This is a genomic window from Lacisediminihabitans changchengi (assembly GCF_016634425.1).
GTDB lineage: Bacteria > Actinomycetota > Actinomycetes > Actinomycetales > Microbacteriaceae > Lacisediminihabitans > Lacisediminihabitans changchengi.
Window position 1 is genome coordinate 530,587 of sequence record NZ_JAEPES010000001.1, and the last position, 15,555, is coordinate 546,141.

Here is a 15,555-nt window from a genome sequence, read left to right on the forward strand (position 1 = left end):
GAGGAGGCTCACGATCGCACCCGCTCCTGCAGTCCGCGTCCGAGCAGGGTGGTAGCGGCGGCGGTCAGCACGATGAAGAGCCCGGGAAAGAAGGTCAGCCACCAGAACGAGGAGATGTAGGTGCGACCGGCCGAAAGCATCGCGCCCCATTCGGCGGCGGGCGGCACGGTGCCGAGTCCGAGATAGCTGAGCGACGAGGCCCAGACGATCGACTGGCCCACTCCGAGCGTGACCAACACGAACAGTGAGCCGGCGACGTTCGGCAGCAGGTGGCGAGACACCCGAAAGAATGTGCTGCGGCCGAGCACGAGCGATGCCTCGAGGTACGGCGCCCGCTTCACCACGAGCACGCGGCTGCGGATGATGCGGCTGTAGCCCGGCGCGGTGGCGAGCCCCACCGCAATGGTCGAGGTCAGCACGCCCGGTCCGTAGATCACGATGAAGAGCAGCGCGAACAGCAGCCCGGGAAAGGCAAACAGCACCTCGACGAATCGGGTGGTGCCGAAGTCGAGCCAGCGCGGTCCGAGCCCCGCGAGCAGTCCGAGCACCACCGCGAGTGCCACCCCGATCGCCGTCGCGGTCAGGCCGATCAGCACCGAGGCTCCGGCACCATGAACGATGCGGGTATAGACGTCGCGCCCCGACTCGTCGGTGCCGAACGGATGCCCGAACGACGGCGGCAGAAAACTCGCCGTCGGGTGGATGGCGAGTGGGTCACCCGGCGCGAGCAGGTTCGGTGCGATCGCCGCGAGCGCAATGAAGAGCAGGACGGCCAGCGAGACGATGACGGTAGGGCGCCTCATCATGTTCGCGCTCGCACTGTTCGCGCGTGTACTGTTCGGGCTCGTAATGATGGCGCTCGAAGTCGCGGGTCGACGAACCGGTCCGCGAGGTCGGTGAGCGTTGTGACCAGCATGTAGCCCACCGCGACGACCAACACCACGCCCAGCACGAGCGGGACATCCCGATCCTGCACGGCGGAGAGCAGGCTGCGGCCGATGCCGGGGCGCGCGAAGATCGTCTCGACCACCACCGCCCCGCTGATCAGCGATCCGAACGACCAGCCGGCCAGCCCGATCGCGGGCAGCGCGGCGTGCCGCAGGGCATGGCGCCAGAACACCCCCGCCTCGCCCTCGCCCCGCGCCCGAGCGGCGAGCACGAAGGGGGAGGCGAGCGCGTCGAGCAGAGCCTCGCGCATCACCTGGCCGAGGAATCCGGCGAGCGGGATGGCCAGAGTGAGTGTGGGGAGAATCAGCCCGATCGGCCCGGGAACGCTCACCGGGGGCAGCCAGCCGAGGCCGGTGCTGAGCAGCAGGATCAACGCTATCGCGAGCCAAAAGTGTGGGATCGCCGAGGCCACGATCTCGAGCACCGAGCCGATCGAGACGGCGACCCGGCCGCTGCGTGACGACCAGAGCGCGAGCAGCAGCGCGAGGACGACGCCGAGGCCCAGAGAGCACAGCGCCAGCAGCAGAGTCGGCCCGAGGTTCTGACCGATCACCGTCGTCACCGGCGTCTTGAGCGAATACGAGGTTCCGAGATCGCCCATCGCGAGGCGACCGAGATAGTGCAGGTATTGGATGCCGAGCGGCAGGTCGAGGCCGTAATCCTTGCGCGCCTGCGTCAGGGCTTCCTTGCTCGCTTGGGATCCCGGCCCGCCGAGGATCGCCTCGGCCGGGTCCCCGGGGATCAGGCGAATGGCGAAGAAGGTCACCGTGGCGACCGCCCAGAGCACGAAGACCACGCCGCCGGCCCGAGCGATCGCCCAGCGGAGCCACGACCGCCGTCGACCGGTGTCGGCGGCAGTGGTAGCAGTGGTGGTGGCGGCGGTGAGCGGGAGCGCCACGGTGCTAGCGCGAGAGCCAGGCGTCGTACAGCGTCGGGGTCGACACGGTCGGCATCGCCCGGAAACCCGTGAGTTTGGTGCTCAGTAGGTAGTGATTCTGCTGGTCGTAGAGGGGAAGGATGTAGTACCCCTCCAGCACGATCTGCTGAGCTTTCTTGTAGTCGGCGCTGCGCTTGGCCGCGTCAGACGACTCCGCCGCATTCTCCAGGAGCGTGTCCAAAGCAGGGTCGTTGATCTGGGCATGGTTGGCGAAATATCCGCTCGGCGCAGGCTTGGTGCCGGCGGAGTCGAACAGGATGCGCAGCACGTCGGGGCCGACCTTCGTGTACGGCGCGCTGACCAGGTTGTAGTGGTTTTCGCCGAGCGCCCCGTACCAGCTGGACAGGTCGAGCGGATGCAGGTCTACCTTGAACCCGGCCTGCTTGGTGGTGGCCTGCAGCTGCTCGAACAGCGATTGCTCCGCCGGGATCGACTGGTTGGTGCTCACGGGGAAGTCGAGTTCGAGCACCTTCCCGTCTTTCACCCGGTACCCGTCCGCGTTCTTCTGGGTCCACCCGGCCTCGTCGAGCAGCTTCGCGGCGGCCTTCTGGTCGTAGTCGAAGAGCTTCGGTTCGGAGTAGCCGTCTTTCTCGACGCTCGACAGCGGCGAGTACGAACGCTTCGTGGTGTCGAAGAACAGGCTGGTGATCGCCCCGCTCACATCGGCGGAACGGATGAACGCCTCCCGCACCTTCTCGTCGTCGAACGGTGTGATGCTCGAGTTCAGTTCGATGCGGTTGGATGCACCCGGTCGCGGGGCGTCGACGACCACGAGATTCTTCTGCTTCTCGGCTGCGATGATCGTGTCGGGTTGCACATTGTCGATCACGTCGACGGTGCCGGACTGCACGGCCGCATAGCGCGAGGCCGAGTCGGGCAGGAAGCGCCACTCAATGGCTTTCAGGTACGCCGGGCCCGAGTGCGCAGCATCCGCCGGCGGGGAGTTGTACGAATCGTTGCGGGTCAGCTCGATCGATTGCTGATGATTCCACTTCGTGACCACGAACGGGCCGGTGCCAACGGGCGACTCGCAGTTGACCGCCTGGGTGCGCTTCAGAGCTGTGGGTGACTCGATGGCGAGCCAGGTCTGGCTGAGCGAGTCGAGCAGGGCGCTGTCGGGGGCGCTGAGGTCGATGCGCGCGGTGAGATTGTCGACGGCGGTGACCTTCGTCACCTTCTGCAGCGCGAGATAGCCGGTGGACGATGCCGTCTTCGGGTCTTGCAGGTGCGCGACGTTGGCGACGACCGCCTCGGAGGTGAGCGGGGTGCCGTCGGTGAACTTCACGCCCTTCTTGAGGGTGAAGTCCCAGCTGAGGCCGTCGGCCGATTCGGTCCACTTCGTCGCAAGCCACGGGATGATCTTCCCGGCCTTGTCCTTCGAGACCAGGGACTCGAGGTACTGGCTGGCGACCAGCGCCTGCGGGTAGTTGCCGCCGACGTGCGGGTCGAGGCAGGTGGGTTCTGCGTCGCCCGACGCGTAGACCAGGGTGCCGCCTCGCACCGGGTTCGCGCTCGAGGAGTCGGGGGTGCCGGCGGCGCAGCCAGTGAGCAGAAGTGCTGCGGCCGCAAGAGTGGCGAGGGAGGGGAGGAGTCGGTTCACGGTGGGCTTTCGTAGATGACCTGGTGATGAGGACGCGCTAGGTGGAGAGGCGGCGGAGGCTATTATTGGACTGAGTCCAGTATTACACCCTCGGAGGCTGCATGAGCTCGAGATCGGCCGGTCGCCCCCGCACGTCGTCGCGCGCATTGATCGAAGACGCGGCCGCCGAGCTCTTTCTCGAAAACACCTACGGCGCCACGACGATCGACCAGATCGCCCAGCGCGCCGGCGTCAGTCGCAACACCTTCTTCAATTACTTCGGTGCCAAGAGTGATCTGCTGTGGGTCGAACTCGATGCGGCAATCGACCGCCTCGAGGTCGAGCTACGCGCCGTGGCTCCGGATGCTGCCGCTCTCCCCGCCCTGCGTGCGACGATTCTGGCTGCCGTTGCCGATATCGGCGTCGAGAGGGTGCCGCTCGCGCTCACCCAGGAAGACGTGATGGGCACTCGCGAGGAGACACGCTCCTCGGGTCTCACCCGGTACGCGCGACGCGCCGACGTGATCGCGTCTTTCCTCGGGCGGCAGCAGGGGCTGCCCGACGACGACCTCGCCGTGCTCGCGAAGGCGCATGCGGTCAGCGGTGCGATCTCGGCCGCCTGGACGGTCTGGGCGCGCGCGGGCGTGCGGCGGCATCCGCTCTCCGAGTACGTCGCCCAAGCGCTCGACGCGGTCTAGCCGCTTGTCGCGCTATCACCCCCGTTGTGCAGGCATTGCTGCATAACCCGATCAGTCGGGCAGCTCCGTCATACTCGCCATTCGGGTAGCATTGACAACCAACGACTGCGATCCGGCCATCACCGGGGAGTCGCCGGAAGAACGGTCGGCTCGCCGGCTCACTAGAACCGGGCCGGGTTCGGGAGAACCCAGACAGAGTGGCTCCGAACACAGCGTGACCGCTACCACAGCGTGATCACGAGGTGCGCCGGTTGCAAGCGGGGTGGTACCGCGGCGGAGATCGTCGTCCCCGTACAGGACGCAACCGCAGGAGACTCGATGGCCTACCCCCTCAACTCGGATGACGCGCTCACGCCGAGCCCGAACTTCCCCGACGTCGAGCGCGGCATCCTCGCGTTCTGGAAGGGCGACGACACCTTCCAGGCGTCGATCGACCGACGCGAAGGCTGCGAGGAGTGGGTCTTCTACGACGGCCCTCCGTTCGCCAACGGCCTGCCGCACTACGGCCACCTGCTGACCGGGTACGCGAAAGACCTGTTCCCGCGCTACCAGACCATGCGCGGCAAGCAGGTGCATCGCCGCTTCGGCTGGGACACCCACGGCCTTCCCGCCGAGCTCGAGGCGATGCGACAGCTCGGCATCACCGAGAAGTCGGAGATCGAAGAGATGGGCATCGCCACCTTCAACGCGAAGGCGCGCGAGTCGGTGCTCGAGTACACCTCCGAGTGGGAGCGTTACGTCACCCGCCAGGCCCGCTGGGTCGACTTCGAGAACGACTACAAGACCCTAGACACCACGTTCATGGAGTCGGTGCTCTGGGCCTTCAAGTCGCTGCACACGAAGGGCCTCGCCTACGAGGGCTTCCGGGTGCTTCCGTACTGCTGGCACGACGAGACGCCGCTCTCCAACCACGAGCTGCGGATGGATGACGACGTCTACCGCATGCGCCAAGACCAGACCGTCACGGTGACCTTCCCGCTGGTCGGCGCCAAGGCGGAAAGCCTGGACCTCACCGCGGTCAAGGCCCTGGCCTGGACGACGACGCCGTGGACTCTGCCCACGAACCTGGCGCTCGCTGTCGGCCCCGGCATCCGTTACGCGGTCGTGCCGAGCGGCCCGCTCGGGGCGGCGGATGGCGCTTCCGACGGTCAATCCGAATACCTGCTCGCGAGCGACACCGTCGGTGCGTACGCGAAAGACCTCGGTTACGACTCGGCCGATGCCGCGAAGGCCGCCATCAGCCGCGAGGTCGATGGCGCCGAGCTCGAGGGCGTCGAGTACGACCGGCTCTGGGACTACTACGCCGACACCGAGGTCTGGGGCACGCAGAACGCCTGGCGCATCCTCGTCGCCGACTACGTCGCCACCGGCGAGGGAACCGGCATCGTGCACCAGGCGCCCGCCTACGGTGAAGACGACCAGCTCACCTGCGCCAGGTACGACATCCCGGTGATCATCTCGGTCGACGACGGCGGTCGATTCCTGAATAACATCACGGATGTCGCGGGCCTCCAGGTCTTCGAGGCGAACAAGCCGCTCACCCAGAAGCTGCGTGCCGACGGGCGCCTCCTCCGCGTGGCGAGCTACGAGCACAGCTACCCGCACTGCTGGCGGTGCAAGAATCCGCTGATCTACAAGGCGGTCTCCAGCTGGTTCGTGCGCGTCACCGAGTTCCGTGACCGCATGGAAGAGCTGAACCAGGAGATCACCTGGGTGCCCGAGAACGTCAAGGAGGGCCAGTTCGGCAAGTGGGTGTCGAACGCCCGCGACTGGTCGGTCTCGCGCAACCGGTACTGGGGTTCGCCGATCCCGGTCTGGAAGAGCGACGACGCGAACTACCCGCGCGAAGACGTCTACGGGTCGCTCGAGGAGCTGGAGCGCGACTTCGGCCGCCTGCCCCTGAATGCCGACGGCGAGGTCGACCTGCACCGCCCGTACATCGACGAGCTGACCCGCCCGAACCCCGACGACCCGACCGGCCTCTCGACCATGCGCCGCATCGAGGATGTCTTCGACGTCTGGTTCGATTCCGGCTCGATGCCCTTCGCCCAGGTGCACTACCCGTTCGAGAACCAGCAGTGGTTCGAGGAGCACAACCCGGCCGACTTCATCGTCGAGTACATCGGGCAGACCCGCGGCTGGTTCTACGTGATGCACGTGCTGTCGACCGCCCTGTTCGGCCGGCCCGCGTTCACCAACGTGATCAGCCACGGCATCGTGCTCGGCAATGACGGCCAGAAGATGTCGAAGAGCCTGCGCAACTATCCGGATGTCTCCGAGGTCTTCGACCGTGACGGCTCGGATGCGATGCGCTGGTTCCTCATGGCGTCCTCGGTGATCCGCGGCGGCAACCTCGTCGTCACCGAGGAGGGAATCCGCGAGGCCGTGCGCCAGCTGCTGCTCCCGCTCTGGAACACGTATTACTTCTTCGGCCTGTACGCGAACGCCGCGTCAGGCCCTTCGACGAGCGCAGCGACAGGGTCGGGCTACCAGGCGACCTGGCGCACCGACTCGACGGATGTCCTCGACCGCTACCTCCTCGCCCGCACCCGTCAGCTCGTCCTCGACGTCACAGCCCACCTCGACGCCCTCGACAGCCCTCTCGCCGCCGCGGACCTGCGCGACTTCGCCGACGTGCTGACCAACTGGTACGTGCGTCGCAGCCGCGACCGGTTCTGGTCGGGTGACGTCTCGACCGAGCAGGGCCGTGCCGCCTTCGACACGCTCTACACGGTGCTGGAGACGCTCACCCGCGTCGCGGCCCCTCTCCTGCCGCTGGTCTCCGAGAAGATCTGGAAGGGTCTGACCGGCGACCGCAGCGTTCACCTCACCGACTGGCCCGACGCATCCGTCTTCCCGGAAGACGACGAGCTCGTCGCCACCATGGACCGCGTGCGCGAGGTAGTCTCCGTCGGCCTGGCGGTGCGCAAGTCCACGGGCCTGCGGGTGCGTCTGCCGCTGGCGAAGCTGACCGTGGTGACCCGCGACCCGCGCGGTCTCGACGGTTTCGCGGACATCCTGCGCGACGAGTTGAATGTGAAGAGCGTCGAGTCGATCGAGCTGGCCGAGCACAGCCTGGAGAATTTCGGCATCACCCGCAGTCTCACCGTGAACGCCCGTGCCGCTGGTCCTCGGATCGGCAAGCAGGTGCAGGCCGCGATCGGTGCGGCGAAGGCCGGCGACTGGTCGCAGCAGGGGGAGAACGTGGTCGTGGGTGGCCTCGAGCTGTTCCCTGGTGAATTCGAGCTGAAGTTCGAGCTGCCGGCGGGGGAGAGCGCGATCGCGTTCCTGGCCGATGGCGGCTTCGTCATCCTCGATACCGAGGTGACGCCGGAGCTCGCGGCCGAGGGACTCTCGCGCGACCTCACCCGCGCCGTGCAGGAGACCCGCAAGGCCGCCGGACTCGACGTGAGCGACCGCATCGACCTGGTGCTGTACTTCGCGTCGGACGATGATCGGGATGCCGTGGCCGGCTTCCTGCCCACCATCGCCGCCGAGACCCTCGCCCTCGAAATCAACGGCTACCGCACCGACGGAGAAGACGTCGAGGCCTACGCTGCTCAGCACGGGCGGGTCGGTGCCCACCGCTCGCGCGTCACCGCCGGGCAGTACGCTAACGCCGGCGACGTGCTCGTCGAGATCACCATTTTTGGAGCAGAGATCCATGTCTGACAATCACGATTCCGAACTGCACGACGACCCCGAGCTCGGAGACGATGCGCTGTTCCAGCGCGAAGCCGACGCGGTATATGCCGAACTGCTCGGCCGCATCGGCGAGGCGAACCCCCAGCCGCGCCTCGAGGCGACGCGCAAGGTGGTCGAGTTGCTCGGCGATCCGCAGCGCTCGTACCCGATCATCCACATCACCGGCACCAACGGCAAGACGTCGACGAGTCGCATCGCGGAATCGATCCTGCGCGCGTACGACCTCCGCACCGGGCTCCTCACCAGCCCGCACCTGGTCCGGGTGAACGAGCGGATCGTGATCGACGGCGAACCCATTTCGAACGAGGCTTTCGTCGCCAACTACCGCGACATCCAGCCATACCTGGAGATCGTGGATGCCGAACTCACCGCAGCGGGCGAGCCGGCGCTGAGCTTCTTCGAAGCCTTCACCGCGCTCGCCTTCGCCAGTTTCGCCGACGCGCCCGTCGACGTCGCCGTGATCGAGGTCGGCCTCGGCGGCGAGTGGGACTCGACCAACGTCGGCGACGGTCAGGTGGCCGTGTTCACCCCGATCTCCCTCGACCACATGTCGAGGCTCGGCAACACCATCACCGAGATCGCCCGCACCAAGGCGGGGATCATCAAGCCCGCGGCATCCGTCGTCACGGCGACGCAGGTGCCGGAAGCGCTCGTCGAGCTGGAGCGGGCGGCGGAACTGAGCGAGGCGACCATCGCCGTGCAGGGCACCGCGTTCGAGCTGCTGTCGAACACCGTCGCCGTCGGCGGCCAGGTGATCAGCGTGCGCGGACTCGCCGGCACCTACACCGACCTCTTCCTTCCCCTGTTCGGCGACCACCAGGCTCAGAACGCCACCGTGGCGATCGCCGCGGTCGAGTCGTTCCTGGGCGGTGGAAGCCAGCCGCTGGTCGGCGACGTGCTCGCCGAAGGCATCGGATCGGCGACCTCGCCCGGTCGCCTGCAGGTCATCGGTATCGAGCCGACCGTGATCGTCGATGCCGCGCACAACCCCGACGGCGCGCTGTCTGCGGCAAAGGCGATCGCCACGTACTTCACCTTCGACGAGCTCGCGGTCGTCGTCGGCGTGCTGCAGGACAAGGATGCCCGGGGCATCGTGAGTGCGCTCGCCACGGTCGCGACGCGCTTCTATGTCACCTCGTCGACCTCCGAGCGTGCAGTTCCCGCCGACGAACTGCAGGAGATCGTGCTCGAGTCGGCGGGCGAGGAGACGATCTGGAGCTTCGACGAGCCAGCCGACGCGATCGCCGAGGCCCGTGAGTGGGCAGAGGCCGCGCCGCGCCGCGGTGTGCTGATCACCGGATCGATCACTCTGATCGGCGACGCGCTGGTGATCTCCGCGAACGAGGGGTGGAAGCGGTGACCGACGGTCCGGTAGCCGACGAGCCAGCGTTCGACGAGCCGGCTGCTCCCGCGCCGCGCCTGCGCCGTCGCCGCTCGGCCACCGAATCGCTGCTGTCGATCACCCTGCTTCTCGAGGCGATCCTGGTCTTCTTCATCGTCATGGTCGTCTTCGGCCTGCGCGTGTTGCCGCCCGCCGTCGCCTTCGGCGGGGGAGCGGCGCTCGTCGTGGTGCTGCTGCTCGTCGGGCGGCTCGTGCGCTACCGGTGGGGTGTCTGGATCGGTTGGGTCGTGCAGGCCTTTCTGATCAGCCTCGGACTCCTGCTGCCGGTCATGTACTTCGTCGGCGCGATCTTCACCGGCATCTGGATCTACTGCGTCATCACCGGCCGTCGACTCGACCGCCGCAACGCCGCCTTCTCTGAGCCGACCGAAACCTCCTAAACCCCCACATCCACCGAAACCAAGGAGTCTCAATGACCGACATTCAGGAAACCCTCGTCCTCGTGAAGCCCGACGGCGTCTCCCGTAACCTCACCGGTGAGATCCTGCGCCGCATCGAGGCGAAGGGGTACCAGCTCGTGGACGTGAAGCTCGTCGAGCCGAGCCGCGAACTGCTGGCGAAGCACTACGAGGAGCACCAGGGCAAGCCGTTCTACGAGCCCCTGGTGGAGTTCATGGAGAGTGGCCCGATCGTCGCCCTGCGCATCGCGGGCGAGCGCGTGATCGAGGGCTTCCGCTCGCTGGCCGGCACGACCGACCCGACCACCGCCGCGCCCGGCACGATCCGCGGTGACCTCGGCCGCGACTGGGGCCTCAAGGTGCAACAGAACCTGGTGCACGGCTCCGACTCGCCCGAGTCGGCCGAGCGCGAGCTGGCCCTCTGGTTCTAGGCCCGTCGCTTTAGGCACGGCGCTTAGGCCCGTCGTTTTAGGCACGGTCTGCCCTCAAACCCCCTCCGTTGTGCAGGATTTCCTGCACAACGGAGGGGGTTTCGTGCATCCGGAGCGCGCGTCGCCCGCCGAGTCTTCACAAACGGCGGGTCGTTTCGCAACGAACCGCCGTTTGTGAAGACTCGCCGGGTGGGATGGGGCGGGCGGGATGGCGCAGCCGGGGGCAGCACAAGAACGGGCCGGACTCCCGAAGGAACCCGGCCCATCAAGCGCTAACTCGGATTAGCTGTTCTGCTTCACGAAGGTGAGGAAATCGCCCTTCGAGTCCCAGCGCTTGCCATCGACGAAGACGGTCGGTGTGCTGAACCCGCCCTGCGTCGCGTCGATCAGATCAGGGTTCGAGGTGACCTTGGCCGTAACGTTCGAGACCCATTTTTTGTACGTCTCGTTGTCGACGCATTTGTTAATCGCATCCGTTCCCACGCCCGATTCGCTCAGCAGGCTCTTGATCTGGGAATTCGTCAGTCCATTCGAGCCTTCTTGCGGCTGCTTGTCGTAGAAGACGTTTTGTGCGTCGAGGAATTTGTCCGGTGCGAAGTTGGCGACACACGCGGCCGCATTTGCCGCGCGGGAGGCGTATCGACTCGTCTGATAGTTACGGTCCAGGATTGATACCGGCTGCACATCAAGCGTCGCTTTGCCCGACTTCACGAGGTCAGCGATGTCGGCAGCGTAGGCCTTTTCGAAAGACTGGCACGCCGGGCAGGCCCAGTCGACGTAGGTTACGATATTGGCCACGCCATCGCTGCTGTCTCCTGCCTTGGGAGTCACCGCATCGCTAATCTTCGCCGCGGGCGTAACCGCAGCAGTGAGCTTCCCGTCGGATCCGCTGAACAGGATTCCGCTGCTCCCCATGTTCTTGGGCCCCTTGCTGCTTCCGCCGCCGCCTCCGCCGCTCGATGCGCCGTTGCCGACGACGACCAGCACGATGATCACGACGATGGCGACCACCGCGGCACCGATACCGCCCTGTAGGAAGATCTTGTTGCGACGCTGGCGTTTCTTCTCCGCCTCGCGTTCGATGCGCGCTTTCTCGCGAGCGTCTTCGCGTCGATCCTTCTTACCGGGGGTATTGCTGCCGGGAGTGGCCATTGCTTGTCTCTAGTTCTCTCGGTTGACGGAAATCTCTTGCGAGGCTAGCGGACGAATTCTTGAGGATGGCTGCGCAAAGCCCGCCGGTCGCCTAGATGCGGGTGATGACATCCAACTGCACCTGGGCGAGCAGGAAGATGACCACGAAGCAGAGCAGCGAGATCAGTGGCACGAAGCTGTACAGCGACGAACCGATGCTGCGCGCCCGGGCAGATCCGCCGAACCTGCCCTCTTTCAGATTGAAGAAGGTCACCAGAAGGAAGGTCGGGATGACCGCCACCCAGGTAGTCATGCACCACGGGCACAGCGTGCCGAGGTGGAAGATGCTCTGATTGATCAGCCAGATGATGAAGACAAGGGCTCCGAGCATCCCGAGGTTGAAGGCGATCCAGAACCAGCGCGCGAATTTCAGGCCGGCGAGCACCATCACCCCCACCAGCAGCACGGCGATCCACCCGCCGACGCCGATCAGCGGGTTCGGAAACCCGAAGACCGATCCCTCGGGAGAGGAAAGGTTTTTGCCGCATTGCACGAGGACGCTGACGTTGCAGCTCGGCGCGACATCGGGAGAAACGAAGGTGCCGACCTTGTCGGTGACCAGGCGGATCGCGGCGAAGAAACCGGAACTGGAAGCAAGCACCAACCAGATGCCGAGCGCGGTGGCGTTGCCGGTGCGCGGAAGGCGTCGCACACCGAACGCGAAGATCGCGATGAACACCAGCACCTGAATGACGAAGAACGGCGTGACCGAGGAGCGCCAGATCGCCAAGTAGATCACCCAGAGCTCGAACACCGCTCCGAGCGCCGCCAGCGGCGTGATCGCCAGCCACCACCCGGGCCTGAGCTCCGCGCCGGCGAGCTGCGCCACGCCGAGCGCCAGCATGGCGGCGAACAGCACCAGCGCGAAAGCCGATGAGGGGTAGCCGAGTTCGTTGTCGGCGCCGATGAGCTTGACACCTGTGCCGGCAGCCTCGATTCCCGTGAAGGCGAGGATCACGCTGAGGAACGAGGACAGAACCCCGACACCCCCGAGCATTGTCAGGCTGATCGCGGCGGTTCTCGGGGCACGGATCGCGGTCTCGGTTGGCACCCTCGCGATTATTGCATGGGCGAAATGCGGGGTCCTGGGCAATGCGTGCGATAATTTGGTGTAGTCACCCGGGCCGCGCCCGATGTGACGCCAGAGAATGCTTACCGGGCACCAACCCGGGCCACGCAGGAACGGTGCGAACGCACCGCTATCGAGAACGTGTCGCATAGCCAGTTGCGAGTAGTGACAGTACATGAACGTGACAGCAACGAACGTGACCAGAGCCCGAGCCGATTCAGGCCGGAGCCGGTCACGGAACGTCAAGGATTAGCGGGGACCTGCGCAGCAGGAAGTCGCGAGAGAGAGTACCCGGTGGGCGGCGCGGCCACTCATTCCGGGCTAGGAGTGCACCAGCGATGGTGGAGACAAATTCACAGAACAATGACGGATCAACCGAACCCACCGAGGTGAAGCGACGCGGTCGCCTCTTCGGTCGGGGTCGAAAGGCCGCCGCCGCAGCCCAGGCACCGGTGACGCAGACCGCGCCGCCGGTCGTCGAGCAGACCCCGGCAGCGCCGGTCGAGACGGCCGCGCCGATCGAGACAGTTGTGCCGATCGAGACAGCAGCGCCGGTTACGACGCCAGCTGCCGAGCCGGTGACGGATGCCGCGGCCTCCGTCACTAGCGACACCACCGACACCGCGGCGATCGCGGCCGACGCCGCCACCGCCAAGCGTGCACCGGCGCGTCGTAGCGCCCCCAGGGCGAACGCGGACGCGCCAGGTACAGACGCAGCGGGCGACGAGAAGCCCGCGGTCAGAACCCGCACCCGCAAGCCGGCAGTGGCCAAGGCCACCGCCGCTGGTTCCAATTCACTCGAGGCCGACACCGAGGCCGATGCCGACGACGACCAGAAGCCCGCGAAGCAGGCCCTCGCTCGCCCGACGACCTCTCTGATCTTCCAGGCGCCGGACATCCCGGTGCTTCCGCCGCGCGCGAACCGCGGCCCGATCGATGATCGTGACGACCGCGATGACCGCGACGACGAGGAGCCGGGCACCCTGCGCCGCCGCTCGCGTCGCCGCGCCGGCGACGAGGACCGCGACAACGGCGGCAACGGCAATGGCAACAACCAGCCCGCTAACACCGTCGTAAAGGTACGCACGCCGCGCCCGCAGCCGGAGCTCAGCAACGAGCCGACCAAGGTGCGTGGCTCGACCCGCCTCGAGGCGAAGAAGCAGCGCCGCCGCGATGGTCGTGACGCCGGACGTCGCCGCCCGGTGATCACCGAGGCCGAGTTCCTGGCCCGCCGCGAGAGCGTCGACCGCAAGATGGTCGTGCGGTCGAAGTTCGACCGCATCCAGATCGGCGTGCTCGAAGACGGCGTGCTGGTGGAGCACTACGTGGCGAAGGCCGCCGACGCCAGCCTGATCGGCAACGTCTACCTCGGTCGTGTGCAGAACGTGCTCCCGAGCATGGAGGCCGCCTTCGTCGACATCGGACGGGGCCGCAACGCCGTGCTCTACTCCGGCGAGGTCGACTGGGATGCCGCCGCCGAGAACTCCGCCGAGGGCAAGAGCCAGGCACGCCGCATCGAGCTGGCGCTAAAGCCGGGCGACAAGGTGCTGGTTCAGGTCACGAAAGACCCGGTCGGTCACAAGGGTGCCCGGCTCACCAGCCAGGTGTCGCTGCCCGGTCGCTATCTCGTCTACGTGCCGAATGGCTCGATGAACGGCATCAGCCGCAAGCTGCCAGACACCGAGCGCGCGCGTCTCAAGAAGATCCTCAAAGAGGTGCTGCCCGACAACGTCGGCGTCATCGTCCGCACCGCGGCCGAGGGTGCGACCGAAGAGCAGCTCACCCTCGACGTGAACCGTCTGACCGCGCAGTGGGCTGCCATCAGCGAGACGCTCGAGCACGTGCAGGCGCCCGCGCTGCTGCACAGCGAGCCCGATCTGCTGGTCAAGATCGTGCGCGACGTCTTCAACGAAGACTTCGACTCCCTGATCATCGATGGCGCAGATGCCGAAGCCACGATCTCGACGTACCTGAAGCAGGTGGCGCCCGACCTGGTCGACCGCGTCACGACTTACGACGGCACGGCCGACTCCTTCGACGAGTACCGCATCAGCGAGCAGATCGAGAAGGCTCTCGACCGCAAGGTCTGGCTGCCCTCCGGCGGCTCGCTCGTCATCGACCGCACCGAGGCCATGACCGTGGTCGACGTCAACACCGGCAAGTTCGTCGGCTCGGGGGGAAACCTCGAGGAGACCGTCACCAAGAACAACCTGGAGGCGGCCGAGGAGATCGTTCGCCAGCTGCGTCTGCGCGACATCGGCGGCATCATCGTCGTCGACTTCATCGACATGGTGCTGGAGTCGAACCGCGACCTCGTACTGCGTCGACTGGTCGAAAGTCTCAGCCGCGACCGGACCAAGCACCAGGTCGCCGAGGTCACCAGCCTGGGCCTCGTGCAGATGACCCGCAAGAAGCTCGGCCTCGGCCTGATCGAGTCGTTCTCGGAGGCCTGTGAGGTCTGTGCCGGCCGCGGAATCATCGTGCACCACGACCCCGTGACCAAGCACCGCCAGTCGGTGCAGCCCGAGGTGCGTCGCAGCCGCGGCGGCCGCGGCGGCAACGGTGGCGGCAACAACGGCAACGGCGGCAACAACGGCAACAACAACAACAACGGCGGAAACAACGGCGGCAACGGCGGCGGAAACAACGCCGGTGGCGGCGGCCAGAAGGCTCCGGCCGGTGGCGGCACCCACGCCATCACCGACGACGTGAAGAACGCCCTCGCCCAGATCGCCGCGTCGACGATCCACGACGCCCCCGTCACGGCATCCATCCCCGTGCAGAAGCCCGCAGCGCAGAAGTCAGCGGAGCAGCAGCCCGCTGAGCAGCAGCCCGCTGCACAGAAGACTCCGGATGTCGCGGCTCCTGCCGTCGACAAGGCTCCCGCCGAGCAGGCCCGTGACGCAGGGCAGCCCAGTGTCACCGAACAGCCCAACGTCACCGAACAGCCCAACGTCGTCGAGCAGGCGAGCGTCGCTGCGGCGGAAGCAGCGGTCGCTATCCTCGACATCCCGGTGCAGAAGGCGCAGCGCCAGCCGCGCCGCATCTCCACCCACGATGCCGAGCAGATCCTCGACTCCGTGTTGGATGCACTCCCGGAGCCCAAGCAGCCAGGGCAGGGTCGTTCGCGCACCTCGCGCCGGGCATCCAGTGCCGGAACTGTGCGCACCTCGACCGACGGCACGTCCGAAGGCTAA

General features: G+C 66.7%; 11 protein-coding genes. 6 read left to right on the forward strand and 5 right to left on the reverse strand.

The features are described 5' to 3' along the window. Window positions 1–8: 8 nt before the first annotated feature. From IV501_RS02510 to IV501_RS02520, 3 genes are read right to left on the reverse strand one after another with little or no spacing between them, the layout of a single operon-like run. Window positions 9–806 (reverse strand): ABC transporter permease, encoded by a 798-nt coding sequence (locus IV501_RS02510; protein WP_200554825.1) that lies wholly within the window; start codon window positions 804–806, stop codon window positions 9–11. Beyond that, window positions 803–1,846 (reverse strand): ABC transporter permease, encoded by a 1,044-nt coding sequence (locus IV501_RS02515; RefSeq protein WP_200554826.1) that lies wholly within the window; start codon window positions 1,844–1,846, stop codon window positions 803–805. The genes IV501_RS02510 and IV501_RS02515 overlap by 4 nt, the downstream gene beginning before the upstream one ends. Before the next feature lie 4 nt (window positions 1,847–1,850). Beyond that, window positions 1,851–3,485 (reverse strand): ABC transporter substrate-binding protein, encoded by a 1,635-nt coding sequence (locus IV501_RS02520; protein WP_307812141.1) that lies wholly within the window; start codon window positions 3,483–3,485, stop codon window positions 1,851–1,853. 101 nt (window positions 3,486–3,586) lie between these two features. Between IV501_RS02520 and IV501_RS02525 the strand changes: the two genes are divergently transcribed. The 5 genes from IV501_RS02525 (at window position 3,587) to ndk (ending at window position 10,098) form a co-directional block, all read left to right on the forward strand. Continuing rightward, window positions 3,587–4,162, forward strand: a complete 576-nt coding sequence (locus tag IV501_RS02525) for a TetR/AcrR family transcriptional regulator (protein ID WP_200554828.1) — start codon at window positions 3,587–3,589, stop codon at window positions 4,160–4,162. 318 nt (window positions 4,163–4,480) lie between these two features. Continuing rightward, a complete protein-coding gene (ileS, locus tag IV501_RS02530; RefSeq protein ID WP_200554829.1) occupies window positions 4,481–7,834 on the forward strand; it encodes an isoleucine--tRNA ligase in 3,354 nt (1,117 codons plus the stop codon). Next, on the forward strand, window positions 7,827–9,227 hold the full coding sequence (locus tag IV501_RS02535) for a bifunctional folylpolyglutamate synthase/dihydrofolate synthase (RefSeq protein WP_200554830.1): 1,401 nt from the start codon (window positions 7,827–7,829) through the stop codon (window positions 9,225–9,227). Before ileS ends, IV501_RS02535 begins: the two co-directional genes overlap by 8 nt. Next, window positions 9,224–9,649: a DUF4233 domain-containing protein gene (locus tag IV501_RS02540; protein ID WP_200554831.1), complete on the forward strand. Its 426-nt coding sequence runs from the start codon at window positions 9,224–9,226 to the stop codon at window positions 9,647–9,649. The genes IV501_RS02535 and IV501_RS02540 overlap by 4 nt, the downstream gene beginning before the upstream one ends. 32 nt (window positions 9,650–9,681) lie before the next feature. Continuing rightward, a complete protein-coding gene (ndk, locus tag IV501_RS02545) occupies window positions 9,682–10,098 on the forward strand; it encodes a nucleoside-diphosphate kinase (RefSeq protein WP_200554832.1) in 417 nt (138 codons plus the stop codon). Between the two features lie 282 nt (window positions 10,099–10,380). Here ndk and IV501_RS02550 read toward each other — a convergent pair whose 3' ends face one another. After that, window positions 10,381–11,250, reverse strand: a complete 870-nt coding sequence (locus IV501_RS02550) for a DsbA family protein (RefSeq protein WP_200554833.1) — start codon at window positions 11,248–11,250, stop codon at window positions 10,381–10,383. Between the two features lie 91 nt (window positions 11,251–11,341). Continuing rightward, on the reverse strand, window positions 11,342–12,340 hold the full coding sequence (locus tag IV501_RS02555; protein ID WP_307812142.1) for a vitamin K epoxide reductase family protein: 999 nt from the start codon (window positions 12,338–12,340) through the stop codon (window positions 11,342–11,344). 356 nt (window positions 12,341–12,696) lie between these two features. Between IV501_RS02555 and IV501_RS02560 the strand changes: the two genes are divergently transcribed. Continuing rightward, window positions 12,697–15,555, forward strand: coding sequence for an Rne/Rng family ribonuclease (locus IV501_RS02560; RefSeq protein ID WP_200554834.1), 2,859 nt, complete (start codon window positions 12,697–12,699; stop codon window positions 15,553–15,555).

Coding starts and splice junctions, on each gene's coding strand:
- IV501_RS02510 (WP_200554825.1), bottom strand. CDS start 806: ATGATGAGGCGCCCTACCGTCATCGTCTCGCTGGCCGTCCTGCTCTTC.
- ndk (WP_200554832.1), top strand. CDS start 9,682: ATGACCGACATTCAGGAAACCCTCGTCCTCGTGAAGCCCGACGGCGTC.
- IV501_RS02560 (WP_200554834.1), top strand. CDS start 12,697: ATGGTGGAGACAAATTCACAGAACAATGACGGATCAACCGAACCCACC.
- IV501_RS02525 (WP_200554828.1), top strand. CDS start 3,587: ATGAGCTCGAGATCGGCCGGTCGCCCCCGCACGTCGTCGCGCGCATTG.
- ileS (WP_200554829.1), top strand. CDS start 4,481: ATGGCCTACCCCCTCAACTCGGATGACGCGCTCACGCCGAGCCCGAAC.
- IV501_RS02535 (WP_200554830.1), top strand. CDS start 7,827: ATGTCTGACAATCACGATTCCGAACTGCACGACGACCCCGAGCTCGGA.
- IV501_RS02550 (WP_200554833.1), bottom strand. CDS start 11,250: ATGGCCACTCCCGGCAGCAATACCCCCGGTAAGAAGGATCGACGCGAA.